Raw genomic sequence first — 24,692 nt, forward strand, 5'->3', positions numbered from 1 at the left:
CCCTTGTTGATTTGCTCCGATTATTTCCAAGAGGGCTCTGAAAGGCCATCTGCTGTCAGGGTGCTTGCCCTCTGTTTCTTATACATAAATTTTGCTTGAAGGTGACGTTACGTCACCTGCTATACTAACTGAGAACAACACGCTGGAGCAATCGATTGGATGTGAGGAAAGGATGTACAAAGAGAACTATTTAACGACAGGGCAGCTTGCAAAGCGTACAGGAATAACGGTCAGGACATTGCGATATTACGATCAGATTGGGCTTCTAATTCCAGAAAATCATCATGCGGGATCGATAAGATCTTATAACATGAAAGACCTAGAAAAATTGCAGCAAATTCAAACGTTGAAATATTTAGGGCTATCACTTCAAGAAATAAAAGACATCTTAGAAGCAGAGTCGCTATCCATAGGGGAGATCAGACATTCGTTACAAGCACAGCTCGATGTTCTACAAAGAAAAATCACTCATACGGAGCATGTAGTTCATGCAATACGAGATGCTATGCAAATGTCGGTCAATCGGTCTGATTGGAACCACTTAGCAAATGTTATTCAAACCTTGCAGAGTAAGCAAGATTGGGGGGAACAGTATCGGACGGCAAGCCGCTTACAAACGCGGATACATCTTTATGACAAGTTCAGTACAAATCCGCAAGGCTGGCATAATTGGGTCTTTGAACAACTGGAGGTGCACCCTGGAGCCCACATCCTAGAGTTAGGCGGCGGCGATGGGACCTTTTGGATAAGAAACGCCGAACGAATTCCAAGCAGCTGGCGCATCACACTTACTGATATTTCGAGCGGGATGGTAGAAGAAGCACGTTGCCGCTTAGGAAGTAAAAGTTCACAGTTTAAGCTCTTATCTGTTGACGCGCAACAAATCCCCTTCCACGATGAGCATTTCGATGTGGTTATCGCTAACAACATGCTGTATCACGTGCCGGACATCCCTAAAGCGATCCACGAGATACACCGCGTACTAAAGCGAGGGGGTATAATATGCACCTCTACAATGAGCACTCAACACCTACAAGAGATTGAACACTTGGCGGTCTCGTTCGACCCCGACCTTCATGTATTGGATCAAGCTATTAAACGATTTAATCTGGGTAACGGAGGAGACCTGCTGTCTTCTTGCTTCTCCGATCTTCGGTTACTACGTTACGACGACCGTCTGTTAGTCGACGAAGCTGAACCCCTGATTGAATATATGATATCGACCCCGATGAACGCAAAGGAGCGGCTTGTCGGTGCGGCTATAGACAAATTTCGAAACCACGTCAATCGTCTTCTACAGGAGAATGGAGCCCTCGAAATGACTAAAGAAAACGGGATTTTTCTAGGGAGGAAATGAGATGAAGGCACAGTATTACAACCCAAGAGTACGGATCGTAAAAGAGGAACTTCTATCGGATAACTGGTACACCTTAAAGAAGATCACATTCAAGTATGAAAAAGAAAATGGACAATGGGAGACACAATCCCGTGAAGTGTATGACCGAGGCAACGGAGCGACCATTCTACTCTATAATCGACACAAACAAACCATCGTACTTACGAGACAATTCCGAATGCCTACTTATCTAAACGGCAATGTGACTGGAATGCTTATCGAAACCTGCGCGGGGCTACTCGATAAAGAAACACCAGAAGAAAGTATTCTGAGGGAAACGGAGGAAGAGACGGGGTACCGTATCGACCGAGTGCAGAAAGTTGGCGAGGTCTATATGTCACCAGGATCCGTTACCGAAACCCTGCACTTCTTTGTAGCTGAGTATAGTGACGTCATGACAACTGGTCCTGGTGGGGGACTTGAGGAGGAACAGGAAAATATTGAAGTAGTGGAACTTCCGTTTGCTCAAGCGCTTGACATGGTCCAAAGCGGCGAGATTCGTGATGCTAAGACGGTAATGCTGCTCCAATACGCTCAGATCCAAGGTCTCTTGAAGGTAAAATCAAAACCGCTGCATATCCTTATCGCTGGCCCGTATCGTTCTGGAACCAATGATGATCCAGTATTAATCGAGGAAAATGTCAAATACATGAATAAAATTGCTCTTCAAGTTTACGAGGCTGGGCATATGCCAGTGCTGGGGGAGTGGTATGCTTTGCCTCTTATTGCTACAGCCGGTTCCACTAATCTAGGAGACGACGTTTTCAACCGGATTTTTCATCCGTCTTCCATTCGCCTGCTTAATTACTGTGATGCCGTGCTTCGAGTTGGAGGATCATCTCAGGGTGCCGATGAAATGGTACAGGTTGCGCAAGAGAAAGGATTGTTGATTTACGAACGGCTGGATGAACTTCCGTTATTGTGATAATAAGCATTTTTTTCTGTCTGATGATGCACTCTTGATTTAAGTCAATGCCCGCCATACTACTCCTAATTACAATAAAAATAAAAAGTCCTTTAGGAGGCTATCTATGGCTATCTCAGAAAAAGATCTATCGAATCAGCGAAAGTCCGCTTTAACTGCTGGAATCTCACTTATTATCATGACCCTTGCCTCATTTTTTTCGTATGGCTTTGTCCATGGGAATCTTGTTGTTCAGGGCGATGCCAGCGTCACATTCAATAACCTTGTGTCATCCACTAACCTTTTCAAAGGTGAAATTTTGGGTTGGATCATCATTATGATTACTGACATCCTGGTCGCCTGGGCGTTTTATGTGTTTCTAGAACCGATTAACCAAAAGCTATCATTACTCGGCGCCTGGCTTCGTCTAACCTATTCCGCTATATTGGGAGTCTCTATACTTAACTTGATAGTTGTGCTGCTGCTCACGGGAAATACAATCGACTTTTCCTCATTAAAAATCGAACAGACTCAAGCATTTATGATGTTATTTCTGGATGCATTTCAATGGATTTGGTCTATGGGATTGGTCGTTTTTGGCGGGCATCTGTTAATTGTGGGCTATGTGGCTTTAAAATCTGGCATCATCCCTAAAGTAATCGGCATCTTATTGCTGCTTGCTTCAATAGGTTATATGATCATTCATCTAAGCAAAATATTTCTCCCACAATACGAAGGGGTCATTACAATATTAAATTACGTTTTCACTATTCCTATGATTGTAGGAGAACTAGGCTTTGGGATATGGCTGCTGCTTAGAGGAGGAAAACTCCACAAAACTGTATGACTTTCTTTTTAGTTATCACTGGAATGAACCCGCTTCTTAATTCTACTTAATGACTCTGGTGTCATCCCCAGATAGCTGGCCAATTGATGCTGAGGTACGCGAGTGAGTAAGTGAGGTCTTTTTCGCAACAAAGCTTTGTAACGTTCTCCAGGATTGGAAGCGATAAATGAAGTTAATTCATCCTGTACCTCACCTAAGTTTTCCTCTACCATTTTGCGGATCATCGTTTCCAATTGCGAGTGTTTGTGAAGCATGTCTTGTTCCGCATTAAGTTCACCAACCACCAATGTGCTATCTTCCAGACAGGTTAAGGTGTACGCAGAAGGCTTACTTTCTTGATGCCGATTAAAAATCGAAGCCGCTTGCTCTTCTGTGTAGAAATTAGATGTAACTTCTTTTCCCGATTCATCTATCGAGTACTGCCTAACACAACCTTTTAGCACGAAAAAACATTTTGTGGGAACATCTCCTTGTCTAAGAAGCACTGTCCCCTTTTTAAATTCCTCTATAAGGATACCTTCAACAATATCCTGCTGATCCTCTTCGTTAAGAGATGTAAATTTACTCATATACTTATACAATATGTTTTTCATATCTCTCTCCAATCTTCCGAAGCTAATGGCCCGCTTATGATGCGCTTGAAGCTATTTATGCTCCCGTGAGGGAGTCTCTTTCCTAATTATACTAGCTAATACTAAAACAAATGCAACCTCTCAACTCTTCATACGCCGCATAGCTGTGTCCACTAGTGAGCCTCATATTCGGACGATCCCCAAAACAAGGAGGCCCAACAGCCATTTCATGACTGTTGGGCCTCCCTTATCCTGTAACTTACTTGTTCGCTAAGAAAGCATCGATTTGCGCTTGCAGCTCAGCTTGGATTTTATCAATGCCAGCTGATTTCAGCTGTTTGTTCAAATCTGCAAGGCCTTTGTCGATATCTTTAATTACGCCGTACTCAAGCGGAATGGCATAGCGGAGCATTACATTGCCCACATTGGCAATTTCCGTCTTCACTTTGCTATTGTCGAATACAAAGGTTTCAAGGGCATAGTGGTAGACGTTAGCTTCCCAGCCCTTAGCCAGATCGTTAGCTTCTTGCGGGAATGCTTCATTGTCAAGGTTGAGTGGCGAGTTGAAGTTCCAATTAGAGAAGCCGGTAAAGTTCGGATTTTTGTCGAGTGCTTTATATTTGGTGTCGCCAACCGGTTCATAGTGCACGCCACTAATGCCGTACATCATCAGGTCGTGCAGTTCTTTATCGTTTTGCATCAGATCGATCAGCATCAAGGAACGTTCTACATTTTTGGAAGTCGCATGAATCGACGTACCGTTTTGTGTAGAAATCGCCACTGATTTTTTCTTCCCCTGGTTAATATCAGCCAACGCTACTTCATAAGGAGAATTTTCTTGGCGCATTAAAGCCATGAGTGCTCCAAGTGTTCCGTTATTGTGCGTAATCGAGGCGGTTTTACCTGCTTTAAAATCCGCCTGATGATCATTTTTACTGTTCAGAACGTTTTTCGACCAAGCATTGTTATCAGCGAGATCTTTGTAATACACGAGTAGATCTTTGAACTCTTGCGTTTCATAGACGTTAAAGACTTTACCTGTTTCATCGGTCAATTTGAAGGCAAATGGAAGATCTAGATCAAACATATTCCATTCGTTTTGCTGCTTCAGTAATACACGGTCCAAATTATGATACTTCCAGTCTCCCGTTTCCGGAGTGAAAGGTGTAATTCCTTTTTCCTTCTCAGCTATCGTCTTCAAATAGGTAGCATATGCTTCCGGGCTGTTGATTTCAGGAAGATTGTATTTCTTACGCAAATCTTCACGATAGAGAATCAGCTTTTCAACAGATTCCCCTCTGTTTTGTGGAACCATGTACAGTTTGCCGTTTACTTTTGCCTGATCCCAGCTCACATCTGACATAGCTTCCTTAGTTTTTGGCATATATTTAGTAATTAGCTCATCGGTTAATTCTAGAAATCCGCCTTTCAGTGCCTGGTCATTATAACCGGCCCAGTTTGCCGAATAGATGAGGTCAAAATCTTCATTAGCTGCCAGCTTCAGTGGATATTTTTGAGCCCAGTCAGACCAGTCCAAGAACTCGCCCTCAAGGGTCGCATTAATTTTTTCTTTCAGTTTCTTGTTAATTTCAGCAAAAACACTATCATAGTCTATCGGTTTAGGCCCAACGAAGATCATTTTCAACTTTACTTCTTTAGAGGTGTCTATGGTATCTGAAGTTTCGGCTGCATTCGTTGCACTCGCTGTTTCTGTAGGCTCACTTGTTACCTCAGCGGCATTATTGGTAGCCTTAGCGGGTGTATTGGCGTTGTTGTTGCCACCACCACATGCGCTCAAAATCATTACGAAGGTTAAAACGAGTGCGAGCATAATGAATCTATTTTTTCTCAGCATTTCAAGCCTTCCCCCTTGTATTAATTATATTGATAAACCGGATTTCCCCGGGTTCATCCTTTCACAGCGCCAATCGTCAAGCCTTGAACGAAATATCTCTGAACGAATGGATAAGCGAGCAGAATCGGACCTGTAGCTACAACCGTCATTGCCATCTTCAAGCTCTCGCTTGGGATCGATGTGGTTACGACTGCTCCTGCACCCATCATGGCTTTTCGCATGCCATCCATATTGCCAAGCATTTTGTACAAATAATATTGAAGCGGCATCAGCTTCTCATCGGAAATAAATAGAAGGGCATTGTACCAGTCGTTCCAATAGGCAAGAGCCAGAAACAAACCAATAGTCGCTAGCGCCGGCTTGGAGAGAGGCAGGATTAGACGAGCGTAGATCTTAAAATCGCCTGCACCGTCAATTTTAGCCGATTCTACGATTGCTTCCGGAATGCTGCCCATAAACGACTTCATAACAATGATGTAGAAGACGTTGAGCATCATCGGAATCACTAAAGCCAGCAATGTATCTTTGATATGGAGGTAATTGACCATAAGCAGATACCAAGGAACCAGACCGCCGTTAAATAAAGTTGTAAAGAAAAAGAAGAACGAAAATTTATTACGCCATTTAAAATCTTTTCTGGATAGCGCATAAGCCGTCATCGAAGTCAGAAACAAACCAAACAGTGTGCCTATTATAGTAACGCCTATAGTCACCATATAGGCTTGAATCATCTGGTCGGGATACTTAAACAAAATGCTGTAGGCTTCTGTTGAGAAGGCCGTAGGTATAAATTGATAGCCATCTGTTAATATTTTTGACTCTTCCGTCAGCGACGAAGATACGACAAGTATAAACGGGAATATACATAAAATTGCGAGAAAGATTAGGGATACATATCCAATACCCGAGAATATTTTACGATCGAGCTGCTTCATATCGTTACCTCCATTATGAAAACTGTACCTCTGATGCGGTTAGAATAAGGCGCGGTCTTTATCGTATTTACGAACAGCATAGTTCACAGTCATGATCGTTGCGAAGCCAAGAACGGACTGGAAAACGCCAGCCGCAGCCGACATGCCGATATCATTCGAAGTAATCAGCGATCTGAACACGAAAGTATCGATAACGTCCGTCGAAGAGAACAACAAACCGTTATTGCCGATCATGTTATAAAACATCCCGAAATCACCGCGGAAAATATTCCCGACCGCCAGCAGCACCAAAATAATAATCGTCGGGTAAAGATTTGGAATCGTCACTTTCCGGATCCGCTGAAAAATATTGGCACCATCGATTTCAGCTGCCTCATACTGTTCAGTATCTATGCCCGTAATCGCGGCCAAGTACATTACCGTTCCGTATCCAAGGCCTTTCCAGGCGGAAACGAGAACTAGGATATACGGCCAGTAGGCAGGCGTATTGTAAATATCAATAGGTTCTAGCCCGAGTCCTCTAAGGAGTGCGTTCACAGTACCAATATCATAATTGAGCAGGTTATAGGCAATCGCGCCGACAACTACCCATGAAATAAAGTAGGGAAGAAACAACGCCGATTGCGTAATTTTGCGGAACCATTTGCCACCGACCTCAAACAACATAATGGCTGCAAAAATTTGCAAAGAGTTATTTACAACGATGAATGCAATATTGTACAATGCTGTATTCCGTGTTACCCGCCAGGCATCTCCTGATTCAAAGAAAAAGCGGAAGTTATCGAGCCCGTTCCAGGCACTTCCAAAAATACCGCCCGCGTAATCATAATGCTTGAAGGCAATAATAATGCCCGCCATTGGGACATAGGCAAACAAAAGAAAAAAAGCAACCGCCGGAGCCAGCATCAGCAACAGAACCCTATAGTTTTTTAAATCGCTCCAAAATGTATGCCCTTTCATCTTTGCACCCCTTTCTTCTCTATATCTCTCATTATAAAAGGACGGCGGCGGTGAGATAATTCAGCGAAACAACTAAACATAATACTAATTCAACGATTCATAAACAATTTCGATAAAAAAGAAGACCCTGTTCCATATAGAACATGAGCCTCCCCAATAAGTAATCGATTCAGATTTTATTTTTCTTCCGGTACTCGCCGGGCGACATGCCCATATATTGCTTGAACTGCCTATTGAAATAAATAATATTTTTATATCCGGCTTGTTCCGCAATCTCATATACTTTTTTCGTTGGATCCTCGAGTAGCTCGCATACCCGCTTCATACGCAATTCACTTAGAAAATCGCTGAAGAGACTATTGGTTTCGACCTTGAACAGATGCCCCAGATAGTTAGGGGTAAAGTCGAAATGTGCGGCGACCTCGTTTAGCGTTATTTTTTGATCTAATCTTTCTTTCACATACTCCGTGATTTCATCAATTAACTTGCGCTTTTGCCTTTGGCGTTTCAAATAAAGCAGCTCCGACAGTTCAAAGAATCTTCTTCTCAGCCACGAAAGGATATCATGCACCGTTTCGAACTGAAACAGCACAAAAGGATGATGAGAATCCCAATTCAAAATCTCGTACAAATGCTCATTCATTTGCTGCAGATCAGCATGAAGCTTAGAGGTAATCCGGATAATGATATCGTAGATGTCGTTTTTCTGGGAGATTGGGCTGTCTCCGGCAAATAGCTGAAGCAAGCAATCATCAATAGTAGTAAGGTCGTAGTCGAGCATAGCTTTAAGCATACGATCCACAATAACCTCTAAGTCCGAAGCCATCTTTTCCTTTGGAGACCATTCCGAGGCATCTTGGATCAACCTATTCTTCCCTACGATCCATTTAATGCTTAGAGCGGCCTGCGCCTGCCGATAGGAATCATGTAGCTTGACCGGGTCGGTTGTGTACATTCCTCTTCCAATCGTAATCGAACAGGAGAACTCCTGATAGAACACCCGAATCAACTCTTCCAGCAAAGCTGTAAAATATTGTTCCTGAACCGCAGCAAGGATCACAAAGTGATAGTCATAAGTCGTAATCACCATGCCCAAATTTTGATCCTGAGCAAACTTTCGGATAAACTGATTGGCAGTGCTGCTCCATAAACTCCGCTCTTCTTCCGTCCAGGTTTGGATTTTTCGCGCCATGTCGTCGATCTCAATGATGGCAACCGCTGATGCACCTTGTAAGTATGGCGTGAGAACGTTATGAATGTGCGTTTCAACCTGTCCCGGTGCAGCCTCGTTAAACCAACGCAGCAGTAGCTCCTGATTAACAAGCGTCAGCGTTTCCGACAAGGAAGTACGCTGCGTCCTCTCTTTCTCAATCTTTGTGCAGAGTTCGGTCAGCGTCTCGTTCAGCTCGTCATCATCCACAGGCTTAAGCAAATAACTGTATGCGTTCAATTGAATCGCTTCCTTGGCATAATTGAAATCCTGATGTCCGCTAATAAATAGAATATGGACCTCTGGGTTAATCTCCTTCGCTTTCCGTGCAAATTCCACGCCTGACATAATCGGCATACCGATATCAGAGAGAATGATATCAACAGGGTGCTGCTCCATCATTTTTAGAGCGGCAAACCCGCTTGTTGCCGTTCTCACGCTATGCAAAGGCAAATGATCACTGCCGGCTACACGCCGTCTAAGCCATTCCAAATCGATTACTTCATCATCCACCAGCAGAACATTGATTTCCATCGCCATACTCCTCACTCCCCCATCACTTCCCTGATCTCTGCATTTTCCACCGGTAAAATAATTTGAACTGTCGTTCCCGCTCCAAAATAGCTACCGATTTGAATGCCGAAATCGCTCCCGTATCGCAGTTTAATTCGTTCCTCCACGTTTCTCAGACCGTAGCTGCCTGGTTGATATGCGCTTGATCGCATGTTTTGAAGTGTCTCCGGCCGCATGCCGATCCCGTTATCAATGACCTTGAGTTCGATGCGGTCACCCAGCCGCTTTCCAGTAATACGAATCGCAATAGTCTCCCCGAACCAGGCGTGCTTGAATATATTCTCCACAAACGGCTGTAAGATCAGCTTAATAATAGGCACCTGTAAAATTTCCGGATCGACATCATAATAAACCTCAAAGGCGTCCGCATACTTTACTCTTTGGATTTCAAGATACATCCTCACCTGCTCCAGCTCATTTTCAAGTGAGATATATACATGCCCATCGTTCAAAGTGAGCCGATAAAATTTAGAGAGGCCTTGTACCATCTGCGTAACCTTCTCCACTTCCCCCAAATTGGCCAAACTGCCGATGGTCGACAGCGTATTGTACAAGAAATGCGGACTGATCTGGGCTTGAAGCACATCCAGCTCCGCTTGCTTTTTCTGAATGCCCTGCACATAAACGTTCCGGATAAGTCCCTGAATGCTGGTCGCCATTTGGTTGAAGCTATTAGCGATATAGACAAATTCATCGTTCCCTGGAAATCCGATTCTTTTATAAAAATTACCCTCCTGAAAAGATCGAACCAAATACACAATCCGCTTGATCTTCTTGCCAGATATACGTGCAACTAGAAAACCGATAATAGCCATCACCAAAAAACTGATGGAACAAACGGTACTAATCACCTTCCGCATTCTACTAGCATCTTTGTTCAAATAAGAGTGAGGTACGCGCGCCTCAATGACATAGCTTGATACCGGAATATCTTCACTAATAATTAAATAATCATCTTGTTTCGTATCTTCAGCAGCAACACCTTGTTCATACAAAGTCATTCCTGTAGCCCTATCCAACAGACGAAGTTCAATCCCCTGTTCAATCGGAAAAGTATCAAAATTACCAAATAGCTCATCAATCCTCGCCGTAACGCGAATATATCCGATAATCGCAGGTGCTGCCTTGGAAGAAACAAGCTTGCGAAAATATGAAATATTACCTAGCTCACGGTCGGTATCCGCTTGAAGCCACAAACTGTCTTGATTATTCGCAACAATCGACTTAAACCACTCCGTATTCTCGATCACCTGATCAGAAAGAACATAATAATCACTTCGACCGATAGGTGTCGACATATCATCACCAGTAATTTCAAGCATCGTCTCATTGACCGTAAAAAGCGCAAGTCTCAGCTTGTTCCCATACAGTTGCAGAGGGGCCTTCATATAAGGAACGATATCATCTCTCATTTTGAGCATATTTTCCAAGGGATCTCCCCTGAACTGAAGGGCATTTTGAAAATTCGTATTTAGAAACAGCGAGTTGGTCATACGTTTGATTTCATCTGTCTGGTATTCGATGTTGTTCCTCGTCTGCTTTAATGCGGTCCGGACATTCGTTTCCGCCATTTCAGTCCTGGACTCTACGAGCATTGTATAGGCTATATAGCCAACCAGCACATCTGTCAGCAATACAAGAATGAGATACGGAATCATCATCTTGTATGTGAATGGAATATACTTTTTACTAGACAGTTTCCTCTCCATGCGCATGCTCCCTTATATACGTATCAATACGACTGCTATTTTGACCCATTTTACAATGAAAAGAAAGCGGTTACTATATCTTGTATTTGGAAACTTCGCTTTAGAGTAGCACTCTGTTCTCCAAAATATTTTTCAAGCTGATATGCGATTTGGAAGGTCCGAACTTTATAAGATGATCTTGAAATTCAGCAAGCGCCTCAATCGTTGAGGTCTGTACCTTAATGAGATAATTATATTCTCCACTAATGCGGAACAAATCGGTAACTTCCATAGCATCGTTGCAAAAATCGGTGAGCTCTTGGCAATGTTCTGTTTTGATTAGAATAAAAGTAGTCGTACCCCGGTTCAGATCCCGCAAATTAAAAGCTGTATGATACCCCGATATGATGTTCCTTTCCTCCAACTTAATGATTCTTTCTTTAACGGATGGTTGTGACATCGAAACCTCTTTGCTGATTTGTGAAATGGGCATTCGAGCATTGTACTGCAATAATTGCATAATCTTTTTATCAATATCATCCATAAGATGTTCCATATCAAGCGCCTCCTAGCTCTTTTTAATAAATAAACCCATTCAACTAAAATACCTTATATTCAATAACCATGTCAGGATAAAACACTTATCTTATATATGTATCTCCTATTTTAATCCAACTATAATAAATAGTACATTAGATATAGGAGTGATTAATAATGAGCGTAAAAGGTCTTGCACATATAGCGATTCAAGCCAAAGATTATAAAGCAACAATTTCATTTTACATTGACGCCTTAGGATTTAAGTTAGGTCATCATTGGAGTCTGCCCTCCTTTCAAATCAAAGAAGCTTCAATGCTTATTTCACCTGATCAAAGAACTTGCATAGAGATTTTTGATAACGATGCAGTCATTGCCGCCCAAGGGAAAAAAGCCTTGTCTGAAGAGGATATAGCTCACGGAGCACTCTTACATTTCGCCTTCTATGTGGATAATGTAGATGAAATGTACCAAAAAGCCCTTGCTCATGGAGCAAAGGCTTTTATAGCACCAGATTCGCTTTCTCTTGGTGAACCGCCTCTTCTGATCAAGAACGCGATCGTTCACAGCCCCAATGGGGAAGTTATCGAATTTCTTGAAGAGGTTGATTTTGATATGTCTAATTACACTACTTCATACAAAGATGCATCCAAGGCTTGAATAAAGTGAGACCAATCGCTTGTCGTGTACAGCAGAAGCCGATGCATCGCGCGTGTACAAGCTGTATAAAAGAGTTTACGTTCGCTCTCCCGATGATAAGTCTGTGTAGAAGCATCGTAGATTAGCACGGCGTCGAACTCTACGCCCTTAGCAAGATACGCAGGAATAATTAGCGTTCCCTTCTCAAAGGTGAGTGTCTCCTTCGTAATAAGCCGCAGATTCTCCCCACCCTGAGCAAGCAGTGCTTCATAGGCTTCGCGGCTTTCCGCAGCAGTCTTAGTAATAACGGCGATGGAGTCGAGACCCTCGGCCATAAGCGCCGCAAGATCCTCTTTTATCCGCACCGCCCGCTCCACATCATTACTAGCCTTCAATAGGTGCGGCTTCTTGCCGCCCCTGTCAAAAGGCACGATCTCTTCATTAGGTAGCAGCGCCTTCGTAAACTCCACAATCTCGCGAGTCGAACGATAGCTTCGGATTAAACGAAATAGATTCGTTTCCTCTTCACCATAAAGCCGGATCAAAGGAGAATCTACCTCTTGCAGATTCGTCGCTTGCGGGAATATCGCTTGACTGAAATCGCCGAGTACTGTCATGCTGGCGCGGGGAAACAATTGCTTGAGAAACGCGAATTGGAACGGCGAATAATCCTGTCCTTCATCAATAAATAAATGCCGCACCATTGTATTCGTACGAGAACCCTCGATAAGCTCTTTTAAATACAAGAATGGGGTCTCATCTTCATAAAACAGTTCGATAAGGCTCAACTTTTCCTTCGTCTGCTTACAAATTTCTGACCATTGGTCAGGCACTTCGGTCTCACCCGTCATTTTCTGATAAGTGGCTTCATCCCTAAATAACTGCTCGTATAATCCAATCGTATCTATGAATTTCAACCGTTTGGCATCCCGTCTTAGCGGTTTGAAGTGCTCCTTCACGATCATACGACGCAGTAACTCATCTTCCTGTGAGCTAAAGTCAAAGACATTCTCTTCCCCGTCCTTCTGAGTACGAAAATCGCCATAGATTTCAAGATACTGCTCTGTAAAATCGAAGACAGCTTCCTCTCGCCGGTACTTCTTAAGCACCTCACTGTAAGCTTCGGCATATTGATCGTTGTCGAGGTAATCGACTTCATCTTGAACCCAGGGCGCTTCCATTTCCTGACGCTCTAGCTTAGTCAGCTCACGCAGCAGCCATTCACGTAGTAAAGCAACGCGATTAGCCAATCGTATAGAGCTGTCGTAGCTGTAAAATTGCGACTTCATTTGCTCCGCAGTAATCAACTCGCGGTCCCGGAAACGGATACTGTGGAACAGCATACCTTCTTTGCCTAACCATAACGCGTAGCTTTGAAGAGCATGCAGGAAAGCCTCAGAAGCCTTATATTGCATCCCCGTTAACCGTGCTTCATACCCCTGCGAGGATTGTGACGTCAGTACATATTCAATCTGCTCGAAGGGGTCCTCCAAATTCATCGTGGATCCGAGCCAATAGGCAAGGTACTCCTGAAAGGTCGTTTGCTGCATATTCTCTTCGCCGAGCTCAGGGAGCACCGTCGATACATAACTGTTAAACATCGGATTTGGCGAAAAAAGAACGATCTGATCTGCCTTGAGCCTATCGCGGTGTTTATATAATAAATACGCTACCCGTTGCAGCGCTGCGGACGTTTTTCCGCTGCCAGCCGCTCCTTGCACAATAAGCATACGGCTTTTGTCATTGCGGATGATGGCGTTCTGTTCCTTCTGGATGGTCGCCACAATGCTCTTCATTTGTGAATCTGCGCCTTTGCCAAGCACCTGCTGAAGCAATTCGTCCCCGATCGTTAAGCTCGTATCGAACACGTTCTGGAGCTGACTGTAACGGATCTGATATTGCCGCTTCAGCATCATCTCACCTGTAATCTGTCCTCCCGGCGTTTCGTAAGTAGATGGCCCTGGGGAATGATCATAATACATGCTTGCAATAGGCGTTCGCCAGTCATACACCAGAAAGTCCACACCGTCTGCATCAACGAAAGAAGCCACTCCGATATAAATTTTCTCACTCAAGCCCAAACCATCTTCTTGAAAATCCATTCGCCCAAAATAGGGAGATGGCAGTAGCCGTTTCATATTCTTAAAACGCTGCACCCGCTGCCGGTGGCTGCGCTCCCGCTCCGACAACAACGCTTCTTGCTGCTTTATACTGTAGAAGGTCTCTTCGAAATCTTCGTCTGTGCTCGTATTGACCGTGACTTCTTCCCAAAACCGCTTCCGAATGTCCACCACTTGATCACGTAGCCCAGTCACTTCTGGCTCTAGTTCTGCGATTCTTGATTGCAGCTTTTCCGTAACCAAATCAAGCCGATCTTGTTCTTGCTGCCAATCCATTACATTTACCATCTTCACGAACACGCTCCTTTTCATTCTTGTTATAAAGAAGCAAAAATTAAAATTTGACAAACTGTTAATCCACATGGTATTATAATAGTGTAGATAAGATGTTACACTTATGTGTAAATTCGTGAAATCAACAGTGATTATTTTATAATATCACGATCTTTCTTTGCATGCAAATTATTTATATAAGTAAGAAGAACCAGCAGACTCTGCTGGTTCTTCTTTTTTTGAATGCCAAGCTTGGGCGCACATAGAGAATAGACAAAAAGACCGTCCTAAGGACGGTCTTTTTTCTTACTACAGTAGGTTTACTATTTAGTTTGCAGCAGATTCATAATGATGGTTACTGCCTCTGCTCTTGTTGCGGTCTCATTTGGTGCAAATACATTGCCGTTACGTCCGCTCACAATGCCTGATTTCTTCACGGCTGCAACCGCATCCTTTGCCCATGCAGGAATTTGGCTATCATCAGCAAAGCCTGTTGATGCCGCCGTTGTTAAATCTACCCCTGCTGCTCTAGCGATCATAACTGCTAGCTCCGAACGTGTTATGCTCGCTGCCGGACGGAAGGTAACATCCTCATAGCCGCGTATAATCTTCGCCTCTAAGGCTTGTGCAATGGACTTCTCAGCCCAAGCAGGGATTGTATCTGTGAAGCCCAATTCCACACCGTTTCCAGTTGGCTTCAGCGCATTCATCAGCATCACCGCAAATTCAGCGCGTGTCACCGCACCATTCGGTTTGAACGTTCCGTCGGCATAACCCTTGACGATCCCTTCGCTCACCGCTTTCTTAATATTAGCCTGTGCCCAATGTCCCGAGATATCGCTAAATTGAACCTCTGTCGTCGGTTCAGTAGATACATTGGTTACCGGTAATCCAGTCGCTTGATCCACTACGAGTACAGCAAACTTCGTAAAGTGATCCACATCTGCAGCAATGCGATTTCCATCTATTTTGCCGCCATTAACTTTCACCCAGCTCTTCTTCACTTCATCATAATAAAAGATCGCTACAGTTTGGCCGCTCTTCACTTGTCCTGAATCGAACACAAAGGTTAGCGCGACTGGTTTACTAAAGTTCTCCGCGAAGTTTTTTAGAACTTCATAGATCGGGCTTACGAAAATCTCATGATTGCTGAGAAGATTCTGCGAATCAAGCACTTTCTCAATCGTTAATACCAACTGCTTGCCTGAAGCATTAGCTGGAATTGAAATCACAAGCCCATTATCCAATCTGACTTCACCCGCTTGACCTGCAGGAAGCGTCAGTTTCCCATTGGAGGAGATAACCGGAAGTACGACATTAGAGGTACTACCACCATCATTACCACCGTTTCCATTACCATCAGAACCGTTATCTTGCGCAGCTCTCGTTATTGTTGCTGTGTATCTCGTACCTGTGCCATCTTGGGCAATTACGAATAACTCCAATCGGTTACTACCTACTTCAAGGGGAAGCTCTATGCTTGTTGCCCCACTTGCCAAACTTATCGGACCGGCCACAAGTGTATTGGCACTATTGTACGTACTCACTGTCAAGGTACCATAGACAGCATCGCTGGCCGTTGCCGTCACTGTGAAGTTAGATAAAGAATACGGTACACTCGCTGTATAGTCGTATACACTTCCGCTCACTGTTTGATCCAATGTTATCCCGCTCAAATCCAAGCTATTCAAGCTTGCACTAGAGCTTAATGTTGTAAACGTAATCTCTTGTCCATAGCTTACTCCGGTTGCATTCACTGCGTAGGCACGTACATGATAGGTAGCTCCAGATTGAAGTCCTGCAAGACTTACTGAAAAGGCTCCTATTCCACCTGATTCAGCTATAACTTTACCATCCTCAATTGTCGGATTGGCACTAGTAGAATATACGATTCCTCGCTCTGTAACCTTAGCGCCACCGTCCGAAGTGATATTTCCTCCAACCGTAGCTGTCATAGAAGTGATATTTTGTACTTCTGCATCCGTATCAACAATAGCAGGTTCCTCAATACCTTTGACAAAGCTTAGATAGAAATCATCAATCGATCCCCATGCGCCGCCGTCTGCTTTGATATTAGCTCCGATTGTAAGGGATCCATCGGTAACGAGAATATCCTGGATCTCAGGATTATTCCACTGTGCCCATCCTTTCACACCGGTGTTTACTTTTACTTCCTTACCATCCGTTACAGCAAACAGATTCATATTGGGGTTGGCAGCATCTCCCCCTTGAATAAACATCGAAAGATTATAATATCCCGGCTTCAGACCAGAAATAGTCTGCTCTACTCTAAAATCCACTGCTTTCGCAGAGTAGAAATGTAGTGAATAGTTGCCTGTTTTGGCATCTGTAACTTTATTTTGGTAGTCTGTATGTGGAGCATTAACGTCAGCATAGGTGATTTTCCACATGCTTCTATCGCTATTTTCAAAGCCTGCGTTGACGATAAAGTTCTCTTTTTTAATAACTAGAAGAGCCTTTACCACCTGACCGCCTTCCACCGTTCCACCGATCACATAGCTGCCCGCGCCCTTGCTAATGGCTTGCTCAAGCGCAACTTGATCCCAAACCACTGACATCTTGCCGGAACTTCCATCATTGTAAGTAACACTTACGTCTGTTGGCAGATGGATTGGCTCCCCAGCAATCGCCGTTATCGAAACATCCTTAATTTCATCTACAGCAATAGGGGCCACTGCGCCTGTATTCACATATTTGAACACATTCAGCGAGGCAAGCGGATGTCCGTTAAAATCAAACAAAGCCTGGTTATCAACGGCACTTCCGCCATACCATTCCCCTGCATCATCAGGGTCATATTCCTTCGCATAGCTGGATGCCCAACCGGAACCGTACTGTTCCCATATCAACTTATTCTGCTCCAGATTGTCTTTCGGACCTACCGGAAGCCAAGCAGGCTCCCAATAAAACACGCCAATTCCCGCGTTACCCACATTCGCAACCGCTTCGATCACGTCTCTAACTGAGTTAGCCTGACCTTGAACGCTGATAGGGTAGTTTAAAGTTTGACCTGAGCTTTGCGGCGCTGTATTTCCGTGTCCATCCCCGTCTTCTGCGGTATACGCGTAAGAGGTTTCAGCTACCATTACTTTTTTCCCATAAGTATCAGCGACTTGCTTCAACACGGATGTCAAATTGCTTAATGTACCGTGCCAGAATGGATAATAAGAACTTGCAAACACATCATAGTCTACATTGTTATCTTGCAAATTCTTAGCTATAGTGGCATATCTGCCTGCCGACTCCGGATTTGTAAAATGCAGAGCAACCAGAATATTAGGATCGATCTCCCGAATGGCTTTGCTTCCCTCATTGAACAATTGGCTCATCTTCGTCCAATTAGATTCACCAACGAATTGTCCATTCGTTTCATTGCCTACCTGAACCATACCAATATCAATACCTGCATCAAGCAGGGCTTGCAGGCTTACTTTGGTATATTCGTAAAGTGCAGTCTTCTTATCTTCGAAACTCAGATTGGCCCATGCCTTAGGCGTATGCTGCTTGGCCGGATCGGCCCAAAAGTCGGAATAATGAAAATCCACTAGCAGCTTCATGCCGTTTGCGGTCGCCCTTTTCCCAATTTCAATCGCGGTGGCCAGATCATTATTGCCACCACCATAACCTTTTCCAGCTGTATCAAAAGGATCATTCCATATCCGTACCCGAACGTAATTAACCCCGGCTTCATGTACGGTTGTAAAAATATCCTGCACTTCTCCGTTTTCATTGTAAAACTCGACTCCGCTATTCTCTAAAGAAATAATACTGGAGATATCCACGCCTTTAATAAAATCAGGCTGGAGTCCTTCCACCTTCTTTACAAAAATATCCGCCGGCACCGGCTGGGTCGTATCCGTACTCAACTGTTTCAACTCAAAGCTGTCCAGAAATCCATATGCGCTTGGAGCGCCGCTTATGTTCGCACCAACCTCAAGACTCGGGGTATCCTGCTTCAAGATAAATTTCAGGGTGAGCGTTCCCCAAGCATTATAGCCAGTGGTAGCAACAGCGGATGCCTTCTCGTCTCCCGCAAACAATTCAACATTCCCCGTTTCATTGTCAGTACCGCCCATCGACTTGACTGAGAGCTCATAACTTCCCGCAGGGAGGTTCGTTATAGTCTGCTTAAGCGAGATGGTCTGGTTTCCAGTAGCGACTTTGTTAATCCAATATTTGAAAGCATGAGCTCCTTCATCTGGATTTAGCCAAGTATCATCGGCATATGCAAAATGCTTAATTTCTACTTGATTCCAATCTGACGTATCGACACTCCATGATCCATCTTCCCAGAAATTGTCCTCGAAACCGCCATTTACTATTAAAGAACTGTTCGAATCTGCAGCCAAAGCACTCCTCATGTTGAATGAGAATGAACTTAGCAGCAACAACACTGCTAAAAATGCAGAGATACCCTTTTGATTAACTCTCACGTTCTGATCACCTTCCATTCTAAATTTTCAGATGCATATGTGTGCGTCCTAAGATATGTAAGCACTTACAAATCAATATACCAATAGTTAAAATATTTAGTAACGGATGAAAAGATAACATTTTGTATGCTTAAGCAAGCTTTATAGGCTTTAATCTTCATTTTCCATTATTCTGGAATAGATGATATTAAATAGATTTCAGATTTTTTTATCCAAATATAACTTTTTGTATGCCTTCTCCATCTAATCATACAGAGGGCCCTCAAGGAGGAACAATCATTTGCTGGAAAACGAACTGGATATCAAAAAAGCGCAGAAAGGCGACCACGAGGCGTTTACCCGTCTTTTTAGGCAACTGGAATCCCAGTTGTACAGATTAGCCAAAACCATTCTGCTAAAAGATGAAGATTGCGCGGATGCTCTTCAGGAGACGACACTGAAGGTGTATAAAGGGTTGGCCAACCTTAAGCAGCCTAAGTTTTTTAAAACCTGGGTTATACGCATCCTGATTAATGAATGCAATCAGTTACTTCGTATGCGAGAGCGAACTATAGCTGTGGCGGAAATTCCCGAAGAACCGGTCGATTCCTATGTGCATTTTGAAGATTCAGGCAACGTAGACCTGCAAAGCTTCATTAATCAGTTGGACGAATCCCTGCGGCTTGCTATCGTGCTTTTTTATTTTGACGATTTATCCATTAAGCAGATTGCAGATGTGCTCGACATCTCCGAAGGAGCGGTCAGGGCACGACTTCATCGCGCACGGAGATTGTTGTCCAAACAGATACATCCTGTGCGGGAGGAGGGTCTTGCTAATGAATAATAACAATTTAGAAAAGCAGATCAGGGAGCTAGGAAAGGCTAATATACAGGAGCTTCCACCTTTACTGCGGTCGCGGCAGGATTCGATTTATGCATCACTCGCCACAATCGTTCAGGATCCTGTGGAAAAGGAAAAGAAAAAACGGATATATCCAAAAATCGCAGCTGCTGTATCTGCAGCGATAGTGCTAAGTGTTATGCTAACGGCCGTCTATCCGCCAACGTTGGCCAATGCGCTCAAGCAGCTTCCATGGATAGGCGGAATTTTTGAACGGGCAGATGATATAGGATTGCAAGCTGCTCAGCGTCTGGGTCTGATTACCCGACCGAATAGCAGTGATACGCATGATGGAATCACCTTGTCTGCCGAAGAGGCTGTATTTGATGGCAACCGATTGGCATTCTCAGTGAAGCGCGAGGGAGAAGGGCTGGACGGGAAGCTCACCGGCGTGACGATTGGAGCGGATGGGAAGCCTTTTCTAGGCAAAGGTTCAATAATGTCCGCAGAAGTTTTGATCGATGGGGTTTCAATGGAGGAATTCTCAGATGGTCATTGGGAAGCTGTTCCTTTTCTAACCTGGATGGAAGGCAAGGAGCAGAGTACAGCTATTTTTCAACTGGTGGATTCTTCGAATTTGGGGATCACCAAGCCTTTCCCTGATCAATTTGAACTGACTGTAACCCTTCTTTTAAACGGTATAGATACACCATACATTCTGGAGATTCCTGCACGTAAGGTTACAGAAAATAGTATTGTCGTACCTGATATGCGCGCCCAAGCAGAGGGATGGAGTCTGACGCTGCAAAAGCTGGAATATAGCCCATTAACCACGCGCCTGTTACTCAACATTGAACAAGAGACTGACGGGGATTACGCAGATTTTAATACATTGGGCTTTGAAGTGACGGATGAACAGGGACTGGTATTGGAAAATATATCGCAAAAAGCACTCCTTTCATCCAATAGATCACAGGATCTGAATCTGCTTGTAGAGCCTTTCGAGAAACATCCCAATATGCTCACAATCCGTGGCTATCTTTATGAGTTCGAGGATCCAAAAAGTAAGAGTGGCGCATTCAAAACAGACAGCTCCGGAAATCCTGTGAAGCATTATATCGATGGTCTGGAAATAAATGTGCTAGTTAAATAAACACTAAGGAGAATGATATCATGAAGAAAATGACAACAAAATTGTCTGTAATTTTAAGTGCTGCTGTATGCCTTGGAGCGTTGGGAATGCCGGCTTTAACCCAAGCAGCCAGTGTTCAAACCGCCGCTGAAGCTTCCCTGAATACAACAAAAGTCGCCGATTCACACGATCAGCTTACTTTAAAGGGCAGTGCACAGTTTGACGGTAATTATATTAAGATCGATCTGAGCCGTGAGGGATCCCTGTTCTCAGGAATGCTCGCAGGTGTAACCTTGAACGATAAAGGTGAGCCTTACCTTGCAGAAGGAACCATTATGGCAGTAGACGCCAAGCTCACTAATTCAGGTGGAATTGATTTTAAATCACCACGCTGGATCAGTGATGGTGACGCCAACAAGGCGGTTGTTGTATTGCAGACCGGATGGCTAACTGAGCAGCAAAAGGCAAGCCTGGCTTCCTCTGAATTGAGCATCCATGTGAAGCTTAACGGAATCGAAGATCCGTATGTACTAAAGTTTTCTCTTAAGCAAGCAGGAGTAGCGCGTAACATTCAGCTACCAGCTTTAAAGAAAGACAACCAATTTGAAATCAAAACTAATCGTGTTGCTGTGGGAGAGACTTCTGTGCGCATTGCTTTAGCAGTTAAAGGGGTTGCTACCCAAGCACAGGCTTTAGGATATGATATTTATGATAATCTGGGAAACGAATTAGAATATATTGCACGGGAATCTGTTGCAACAACCCATAATACTGTTTCTGAAGATTTATTGTTCGAGGCGCTTCGCCCGGCCGCAGAATATCTCATTATCAGACCTTATCAAGCGGTGTTTGAAAAAGGCACTGCAGGGGCTTATAAAGTAGATGCCAAAGGTAATGTAGTTAAAAATTACAACAAGCAACTAGTGATCAAAATTCCTCTGAAATAATAAACGCTGCAACAGATCCATATGTATGAGGAAAAGGGGATTACCTGTTGGCCGTGAGGCCTGAGGTAATCTCCTTTTTCATGGATGAAGCGTAATTTTACAACTAATCATCCATAGACAAATCCAGTGTATTCCCTTTACTAATGAAGACCTTGTAATTAGCAATTTTGTCGTTCAGCATCTTCTCTGTCTCTGTTAAATGTCTGATTTGATCTTGAACTGAGCTTCTATGATCTTCCAGAAGATTCAAGCGGGCTTGGCTTGTATGTTCTCCTTCTAAATATAACTGGGCATATTGCCGGATTTGTGAGATGGGCATTTGGGTTTGTTTCAACCTCAGTACAAATCGCAGCCAAGCAAGATGAGTATCATCATATACCCTTTCTCCATTGGCATTGCGTATCGGAGCAACGATCCCTTCTTTTTCATAATATCTCAGTGTATATGTGGTTATCTCCAATAAGTTGGATACCTCGCTAATCGTGTACATGCAAATCCTCTAATCTATTTTATTTTGAAAGTCACCCTGATTATAAAAAACATTTGCCTTAGAGTAAACTCTAACCTATATAATCAAATCGCTGTAAGATCGAATTACATTCTCGTAGAAGAAATAGGAGGAAATCACATGAAGTATACTGTAATTACCGGGGCTAGTTCAGGGATAGGTTATGAAGCTGCCCTAGCTTTTGCTTCTCGTGGAAAAAACTTAATCCTTGTGGCCCGCAGAAAGGAACAGCTAGAGGAATTACAGTCTAAAATCGCTCGTATTCATCCTAATGTAGAGGTTGTCATTCAAACGATTGACTTATCCGTTATCGAGAATGCTTATACATTGTATGAAAGCCTGCAAGGATATTCCATCGAAACCTGGATCAACAATGCCGGATTTGGGAACTTTGCTTCAGTGGCCGAGCAAGATTTAAATAAAATAACTACAATGCTACATCTGAACATAGAAGCGTTGACTATACTCTCCTCTTTATTCGTTCGAGACTACTCCACTATTGATGGCACGCAATTAATTAACGTTTCATCTGGTGGCGGTTATACGATTGTGGGCAATGCTATAACGTACTGTGCGACGAAGTTTTATGTAAGTGCATTTACTGAAGGACTATCTCATGAGTTGAAGAGTCAAGGTGCACCTATGCAGGCTAAAGTGTTGGCACCTGCCGCAACAGAAACAGAATTCGCGAAACGTGCTTTCGATGTCACGAATTTCGAATATCACGGCGCTGTGCGGAAATTCCATACCGCAAAGGAAATGGCTGGCTTCATGCTCGATCTGTATGACAGCAATCATGTGGTGGGACTTGTGAATGGTTTGACGTACGAGTTTGAGTTGAGAGATGCTATTTTTAATTATGTGGAGAGTACGCGATAGGCTTGTCTCGAAAGTTAAACAAATATGGCCATCCTTCAACGGATGGCCATGCACACTAACCAAGATATTGACACTTCCATTCGAAAATCTCATCAACAGCTTGATGAGGTCCACCGGATGTCCGAAAGGAATCTTTAGTCGTTGCAACAGCTTTTTGGAATGACGGAAGGGTGAGCACACGCTCTACAGCTTCACGCAGTTGGGTTGCAGTTAATCCTTGCATTTGTAATTTAATGCCCGCTCCAATATTGACCACTTGCTCCGCAATGATCGGCTGATCCGCACTTTGTGGGATTACAATTAGCGGAACCCCATAGTAGAGTCCTTCATGCGCACTATTCATTCCACCATGTGTAATGAATATTTTTGTGTACTGTAATATATCCGTCTGTGGAACATAGTTTTTAACTATGAAGTTGGGAGGAATTTCTCCTAAATCATAGATTTGCACTTTGTTCCCAATGGACATAACAATCGTATGCTCCGTATTCCCGAATGCCTCAAAACAAAGCTTATAGAAATCACTTGCTTGGTTGAAGACCGTACCCATTGAAATGTAAATTAGGTCCTTCCCCTTGATTGCAGAAAAATCAAAATGATCTGGCGTTAATCGTGAAGAGATGGAAGGACCAACGAATTTATACGATGGGTCGAAGGCTTCTCCATAAGGTTGAAACTCCCTTGTCGTATATACGATTGTAAGTGGTGCAGGATTACAGAACACTTCGTAAGGAGAGTGAATCTGCACACCATATTGTTCCTTTATTTTTATGGTCAGACTTTGAAATCTATCGTCTACAGCTTTTACTATTTCTGCAGGGGCTTCTGTGTAGAATCGTCCCATGACTTGATCAAATGATTCCTTTGTCTGTGCAAAAGAAGTACAAGAGTTGATTGCAGGAAGATTAAGAATTTGAGCCAGTAAACGTCCACAACCAAACATCGAATCATGGATGATGTAATCGAAATGCTCCCCCTTAATCTGTTCAAGAACGCTTGGTATAACGATATCCGCCGTAAGTAAAAGCCCATTGACTCTTTCAAGCAGATAATCTCTCCCACCTGAAATAAAGGCTTTTATAAATTGTTGAGCGTCCAATGTCCGTACTATAGCACCTGTCTCCTCCATATGCTCCCGAAAAGCTTCTATAGTGAAGTACACTACCTCTTCTCCGAGAGAAATGAGCTCCTGCACAACGCCAATCGTTGGATTGATATGTCCCTCTGATCCAGCATTAATAAATAAGACACGTGCCATGCCTACCACTCCTCAGTTATGACCTAAGTTACGATGTATGTAGCTCCCTCTTTTGTCCTTTTCAATGTACCCATTATAAGTTTATCTAAGAAACTTCTACTTATCAAAATCCCCAGTCGATATTCCGATCCTAATTTTACCTAATTTTGCTATAATAATGAAATCATAGTTAACAAAAAATGGAG

The 24,692-nt window shown here is 43.5% G+C and carries 19 protein-coding genes; 8 read left to right on the plus strand and 11 right to left on the minus strand.

The features are described 5' to 3' along the window. Positions 1 to 91: 91 nt before the first annotated feature. The 3 genes from MKY99_RS29880 to MKY99_RS29890 all read left to right on the plus strand — a co-directional run bounded on the left by MKY99_RS29880 (position 92) and on the right by MKY99_RS29890 (position 3,147). A complete protein-coding gene (locus MKY99_RS29880; protein WP_339267954.1) occupies positions 92 to 1,357 on the plus strand; it encodes a MerR family transcriptional regulator in 1,266 nt (421 codons plus the stop codon). Position 1,358: 1 nt separating this feature from the next. Next, on the plus strand, positions 1,359 to 2,321 hold the full coding sequence (gene nudK / locus MKY99_RS29885) for a GDP-mannose pyrophosphatase NudK (RefSeq protein ID WP_339267956.1): 963 nt from the start codon (positions 1,359 to 1,361) through the stop codon (positions 2,319 to 2,321). Positions 2,322 to 2,427: 106 nt separating this feature from the next. After that, the gene (locus MKY99_RS29890; protein WP_339267958.1) at positions 2,428 to 3,147 is read left to right on the plus strand and encodes a DUF4386 domain-containing protein; all 720 of its coding nucleotides are present in this window, start codon (positions 2,428 to 2,430) and stop codon (positions 3,145 to 3,147) included. A gap of 8 nt (positions 3,148 to 3,155) precedes the next feature. Here MKY99_RS29890 and MKY99_RS29895 read toward each other — a convergent pair whose 3' ends face one another. The 7 genes from MKY99_RS29895 to MKY99_RS29925 form a co-directional block, all read right to left on the minus strand. Continuing rightward, positions 3,156 to 3,740: a Crp/Fnr family transcriptional regulator gene (locus MKY99_RS29895; protein WP_339267960.1), complete on the minus strand. Its 585-nt coding sequence runs from the start codon at positions 3,738 to 3,740 to the stop codon at positions 3,156 to 3,158. 238 nt (positions 3,741 to 3,978) lie between these two features. Next, positions 3,979 to 5,574, minus strand: a complete 1,596-nt coding sequence (locus tag MKY99_RS29900) for an ABC transporter substrate-binding protein (protein ID WP_042192978.1) — start codon at positions 5,572 to 5,574, stop codon at positions 3,979 to 3,981. Positions 5,575 to 5,627: 53 nt separating this feature from the next. Further along, complete coding sequence (locus MKY99_RS29905; RefSeq protein WP_076285013.1) at positions 5,628 to 6,509, minus strand: carbohydrate ABC transporter permease; 882 nt, start codon at positions 6,507 to 6,509, stop codon at positions 5,628 to 5,630. A gap of 39 nt (positions 6,510 to 6,548) precedes the next feature. Then, positions 6,549 to 7,469, minus strand: a complete 921-nt coding sequence (locus MKY99_RS29910) for an ABC transporter permease subunit (protein WP_042192982.1) — start codon at positions 7,467 to 7,469, stop codon at positions 6,549 to 6,551. 169 nt (positions 7,470 to 7,638) lie between these two features. Further along, positions 7,639 to 9,213, minus strand: a complete 1,575-nt coding sequence (locus MKY99_RS29915; RefSeq protein WP_339267962.1) for a response regulator — start codon at positions 9,211 to 9,213, stop codon at positions 7,639 to 7,641. Positions 9,214 to 9,224: 11 nt separating this feature from the next. Further along, complete coding sequence (locus tag MKY99_RS29920) at positions 9,225 to 10,961, minus strand: histidine kinase (RefSeq protein WP_339267963.1); 1,737 nt, start codon at positions 10,959 to 10,961, stop codon at positions 9,225 to 9,227. A 100-nt stretch (positions 10,962 to 11,061) separates the two neighbouring features. After that, the gene (locus MKY99_RS29925) at positions 11,062 to 11,496 is read right to left on the minus strand and encodes an Lrp/AsnC family transcriptional regulator (protein WP_076285015.1); all 435 of its coding nucleotides are present in this window, start codon (positions 11,494 to 11,496) and stop codon (positions 11,062 to 11,064) included. Between the two features lie 158 nt (positions 11,497 to 11,654). Here MKY99_RS29925 and MKY99_RS29930 point away from each other — a divergent pair, with 158 nt between their 5' ends. Continuing rightward, positions 11,655 to 12,137: a VOC family protein gene (locus MKY99_RS29930; protein ID WP_339267965.1), complete on the plus strand. Its 483-nt coding sequence runs from the start codon at positions 11,655 to 11,657 to the stop codon at positions 12,135 to 12,137. Here MKY99_RS29930 and helD read toward each other — a convergent pair. Both helD and MKY99_RS29940 read right to left on the minus strand, forming a co-directional pair. Further along, positions 12,101 to 14,524, minus strand: a complete 2,424-nt coding sequence (gene helD / locus MKY99_RS29935) for an RNA polymerase recycling motor HelD (RefSeq protein ID WP_339271836.1) — start codon at positions 14,522 to 14,524, stop codon at positions 12,101 to 12,103. The genes MKY99_RS29930 and helD overlap by 37 nt on opposite strands. A gap of 308 nt (positions 14,525 to 14,832) precedes the next feature. Then, the gene (locus MKY99_RS29940; protein ID WP_339271838.1) at positions 14,833 to 18,891 is read right to left on the minus strand and encodes a glycosyl hydrolase 53 family protein; all 4,059 of its coding nucleotides are present in this window, start codon (positions 18,889 to 18,891) and stop codon (positions 14,833 to 14,835) included. 352 nt (positions 18,892 to 19,243) lie between these two features. Between MKY99_RS29940 and MKY99_RS29945 the strand changes: the two genes are divergently transcribed. Genes MKY99_RS29945 through MKY99_RS29955 form a run of 3 tightly spaced genes read left to right on the plus strand, consistent with a single transcriptional unit; the run spans position 19,244 to position 21,862 of the window. Then, complete coding sequence (locus MKY99_RS29945; RefSeq protein WP_339267966.1) at positions 19,244 to 19,786, plus strand: sigma-70 family RNA polymerase sigma factor; 543 nt, start codon at positions 19,244 to 19,246, stop codon at positions 19,784 to 19,786. Further along, entirely contained in the window at positions 19,779 to 20,936 is a 1,158-nt protein-coding gene (locus tag MKY99_RS29950; protein WP_076285020.1) for a DUF4179 domain-containing protein, read from the plus strand. The genes MKY99_RS29945 and MKY99_RS29950 overlap by 8 nt, the downstream gene beginning before the upstream one ends. 20 nt (positions 20,937 to 20,956) lie before the next feature. Next, a complete protein-coding gene (locus tag MKY99_RS29955; protein ID WP_339267969.1) occupies positions 20,957 to 21,862 on the plus strand; it encodes a DUF5643 domain-containing protein in 906 nt (301 codons plus the stop codon). Positions 21,863 to 21,965: 103 nt separating this feature from the next. Here MKY99_RS29955 and MKY99_RS29960 read toward each other — a convergent pair whose 3' ends face one another. Continuing rightward, entirely contained in the window at positions 21,966 to 22,352 is a 387-nt protein-coding gene (locus tag MKY99_RS29960; protein WP_339267971.1) for a MerR family transcriptional regulator, read from the minus strand. Between the two features lie 138 nt (positions 22,353 to 22,490). Between MKY99_RS29960 and MKY99_RS29965 the strand changes: the two genes are divergently transcribed. Further along, positions 22,491 to 23,249, plus strand: coding sequence for an SDR family NAD(P)-dependent oxidoreductase (locus tag MKY99_RS29965; RefSeq protein ID WP_339267972.1), 759 nt, complete (start codon positions 22,491 to 22,493; stop codon positions 23,247 to 23,249). Positions 23,250 to 23,304: 55 nt separating this feature from the next. Here the strand turns inward: MKY99_RS29965 and MKY99_RS29970 are convergent, their stop codons facing one another. After that, positions 23,305 to 24,507, minus strand: a complete 1,203-nt coding sequence (locus MKY99_RS29970) for a macrolide family glycosyltransferase (protein WP_339267974.1) — start codon at positions 24,505 to 24,507, stop codon at positions 23,305 to 23,307. Positions 24,508 to 24,692 lie beyond the last annotated feature (185 nt).

This window comes from Paenibacillus sp. FSL R5-0470 (assembly GCF_037975205.1).
Classification (GTDB): Bacteria; Bacillota; Bacilli; order Paenibacillales; family Paenibacillaceae; genus Paenibacillus_AQ.

What these genes read in the sequence shown, in the direction of transcription:
- MKY99_RS29955 (WP_339267969.1), top strand. Translation starts at nt 20,957, where the DNA reads ATGAAGAAAATGACAACAAAATTGTCTGTAATTTTAAGTGCTGCTGTA.
- MKY99_RS29950 (WP_076285020.1), top strand. Translation starts at nt 19,779, where the DNA reads ATGAATAATAACAATTTAGAAAAGCAGATCAGGGAGCTAGGAAAGGCT.
- MKY99_RS29895 (WP_339267960.1), bottom strand. Translation starts at nt 3,740, where the DNA reads ATGAAAAACATATTGTATAAGTATATGAGTAAATTTACATCTCTTAAC.
- helD (WP_339271836.1), bottom strand. Translation starts at nt 14,524, where the DNA reads ATGGTAAATGTAATGGATTGGCAGCAAGAACAAGATCGGCTTGATTTG.
- MKY99_RS29965 (WP_339267972.1), top strand. Translation starts at nt 22,491, where the DNA reads ATGAAGTATACTGTAATTACCGGGGCTAGTTCAGGGATAGGTTATGAA.
- MKY99_RS29910 (WP_042192982.1), bottom strand. Translation starts at nt 7,469, where the DNA reads ATGAAAGGGCATACATTTTGGAGCGATTTAAAAAACTATAGGGTTCTG.
- nudK (WP_339267956.1), top strand. Translation starts at nt 1,359, where the DNA reads ATGAAGGCACAGTATTACAACCCAAGAGTACGGATCGTAAAAGAGGAA.
- MKY99_RS29925 (WP_076285015.1), bottom strand. Translation starts at nt 11,496, where the DNA reads ATGGAACATCTTATGGATGATATTGATAAAAAGATTATGCAATTATTG.
- MKY99_RS29930 (WP_339267965.1), top strand. Translation starts at nt 11,655, where the DNA reads ATGAGCGTAAAAGGTCTTGCACATATAGCGATTCAAGCCAAAGATTAT.
- MKY99_RS29920 (WP_339267963.1), bottom strand. Translation starts at nt 10,961, where the DNA reads ATGGAGAGGAAACTGTCTAGTAAAAAGTATATTCCATTCACATACAAG.
- MKY99_RS29970 (WP_339267974.1), bottom strand. Translation starts at nt 24,507, where the DNA reads ATGGCACGTGTCTTATTTATTAATGCTGGATCAGAGGGACATATCAAT.
- MKY99_RS29890 (WP_339267958.1), top strand. Translation starts at nt 2,428, where the DNA reads ATGGCTATCTCAGAAAAAGATCTATCGAATCAGCGAAAGTCCGCTTTA.
- MKY99_RS29960 (WP_339267971.1), bottom strand. Translation starts at nt 22,352, where the DNA reads ATGTACACGATTAGCGAGGTATCCAACTTATTGGAGATAACCACATAT.
- MKY99_RS29900 (WP_042192978.1), bottom strand. Translation starts at nt 5,574, where the DNA reads ATGCTGAGAAAAAATAGATTCATTATGCTCGCACTCGTTTTAACCTTC.
- MKY99_RS29940 (WP_339271838.1), bottom strand. Translation starts at nt 18,891, where the DNA reads ATGAGGAGTGCTTTGGCTGCAGATTCGAACAGTTCTTTAATAGTAAAT.
- MKY99_RS29915 (WP_339267962.1), bottom strand. Translation starts at nt 9,213, where the DNA reads ATGGAAATCAATGTTCTGCTGGTGGATGATGAAGTAATCGATTTGGAA.
- MKY99_RS29905 (WP_076285013.1), bottom strand. Translation starts at nt 6,509, where the DNA reads ATGAAGCAGCTCGATCGTAAAATATTCTCGGGTATTGGATATGTATCC.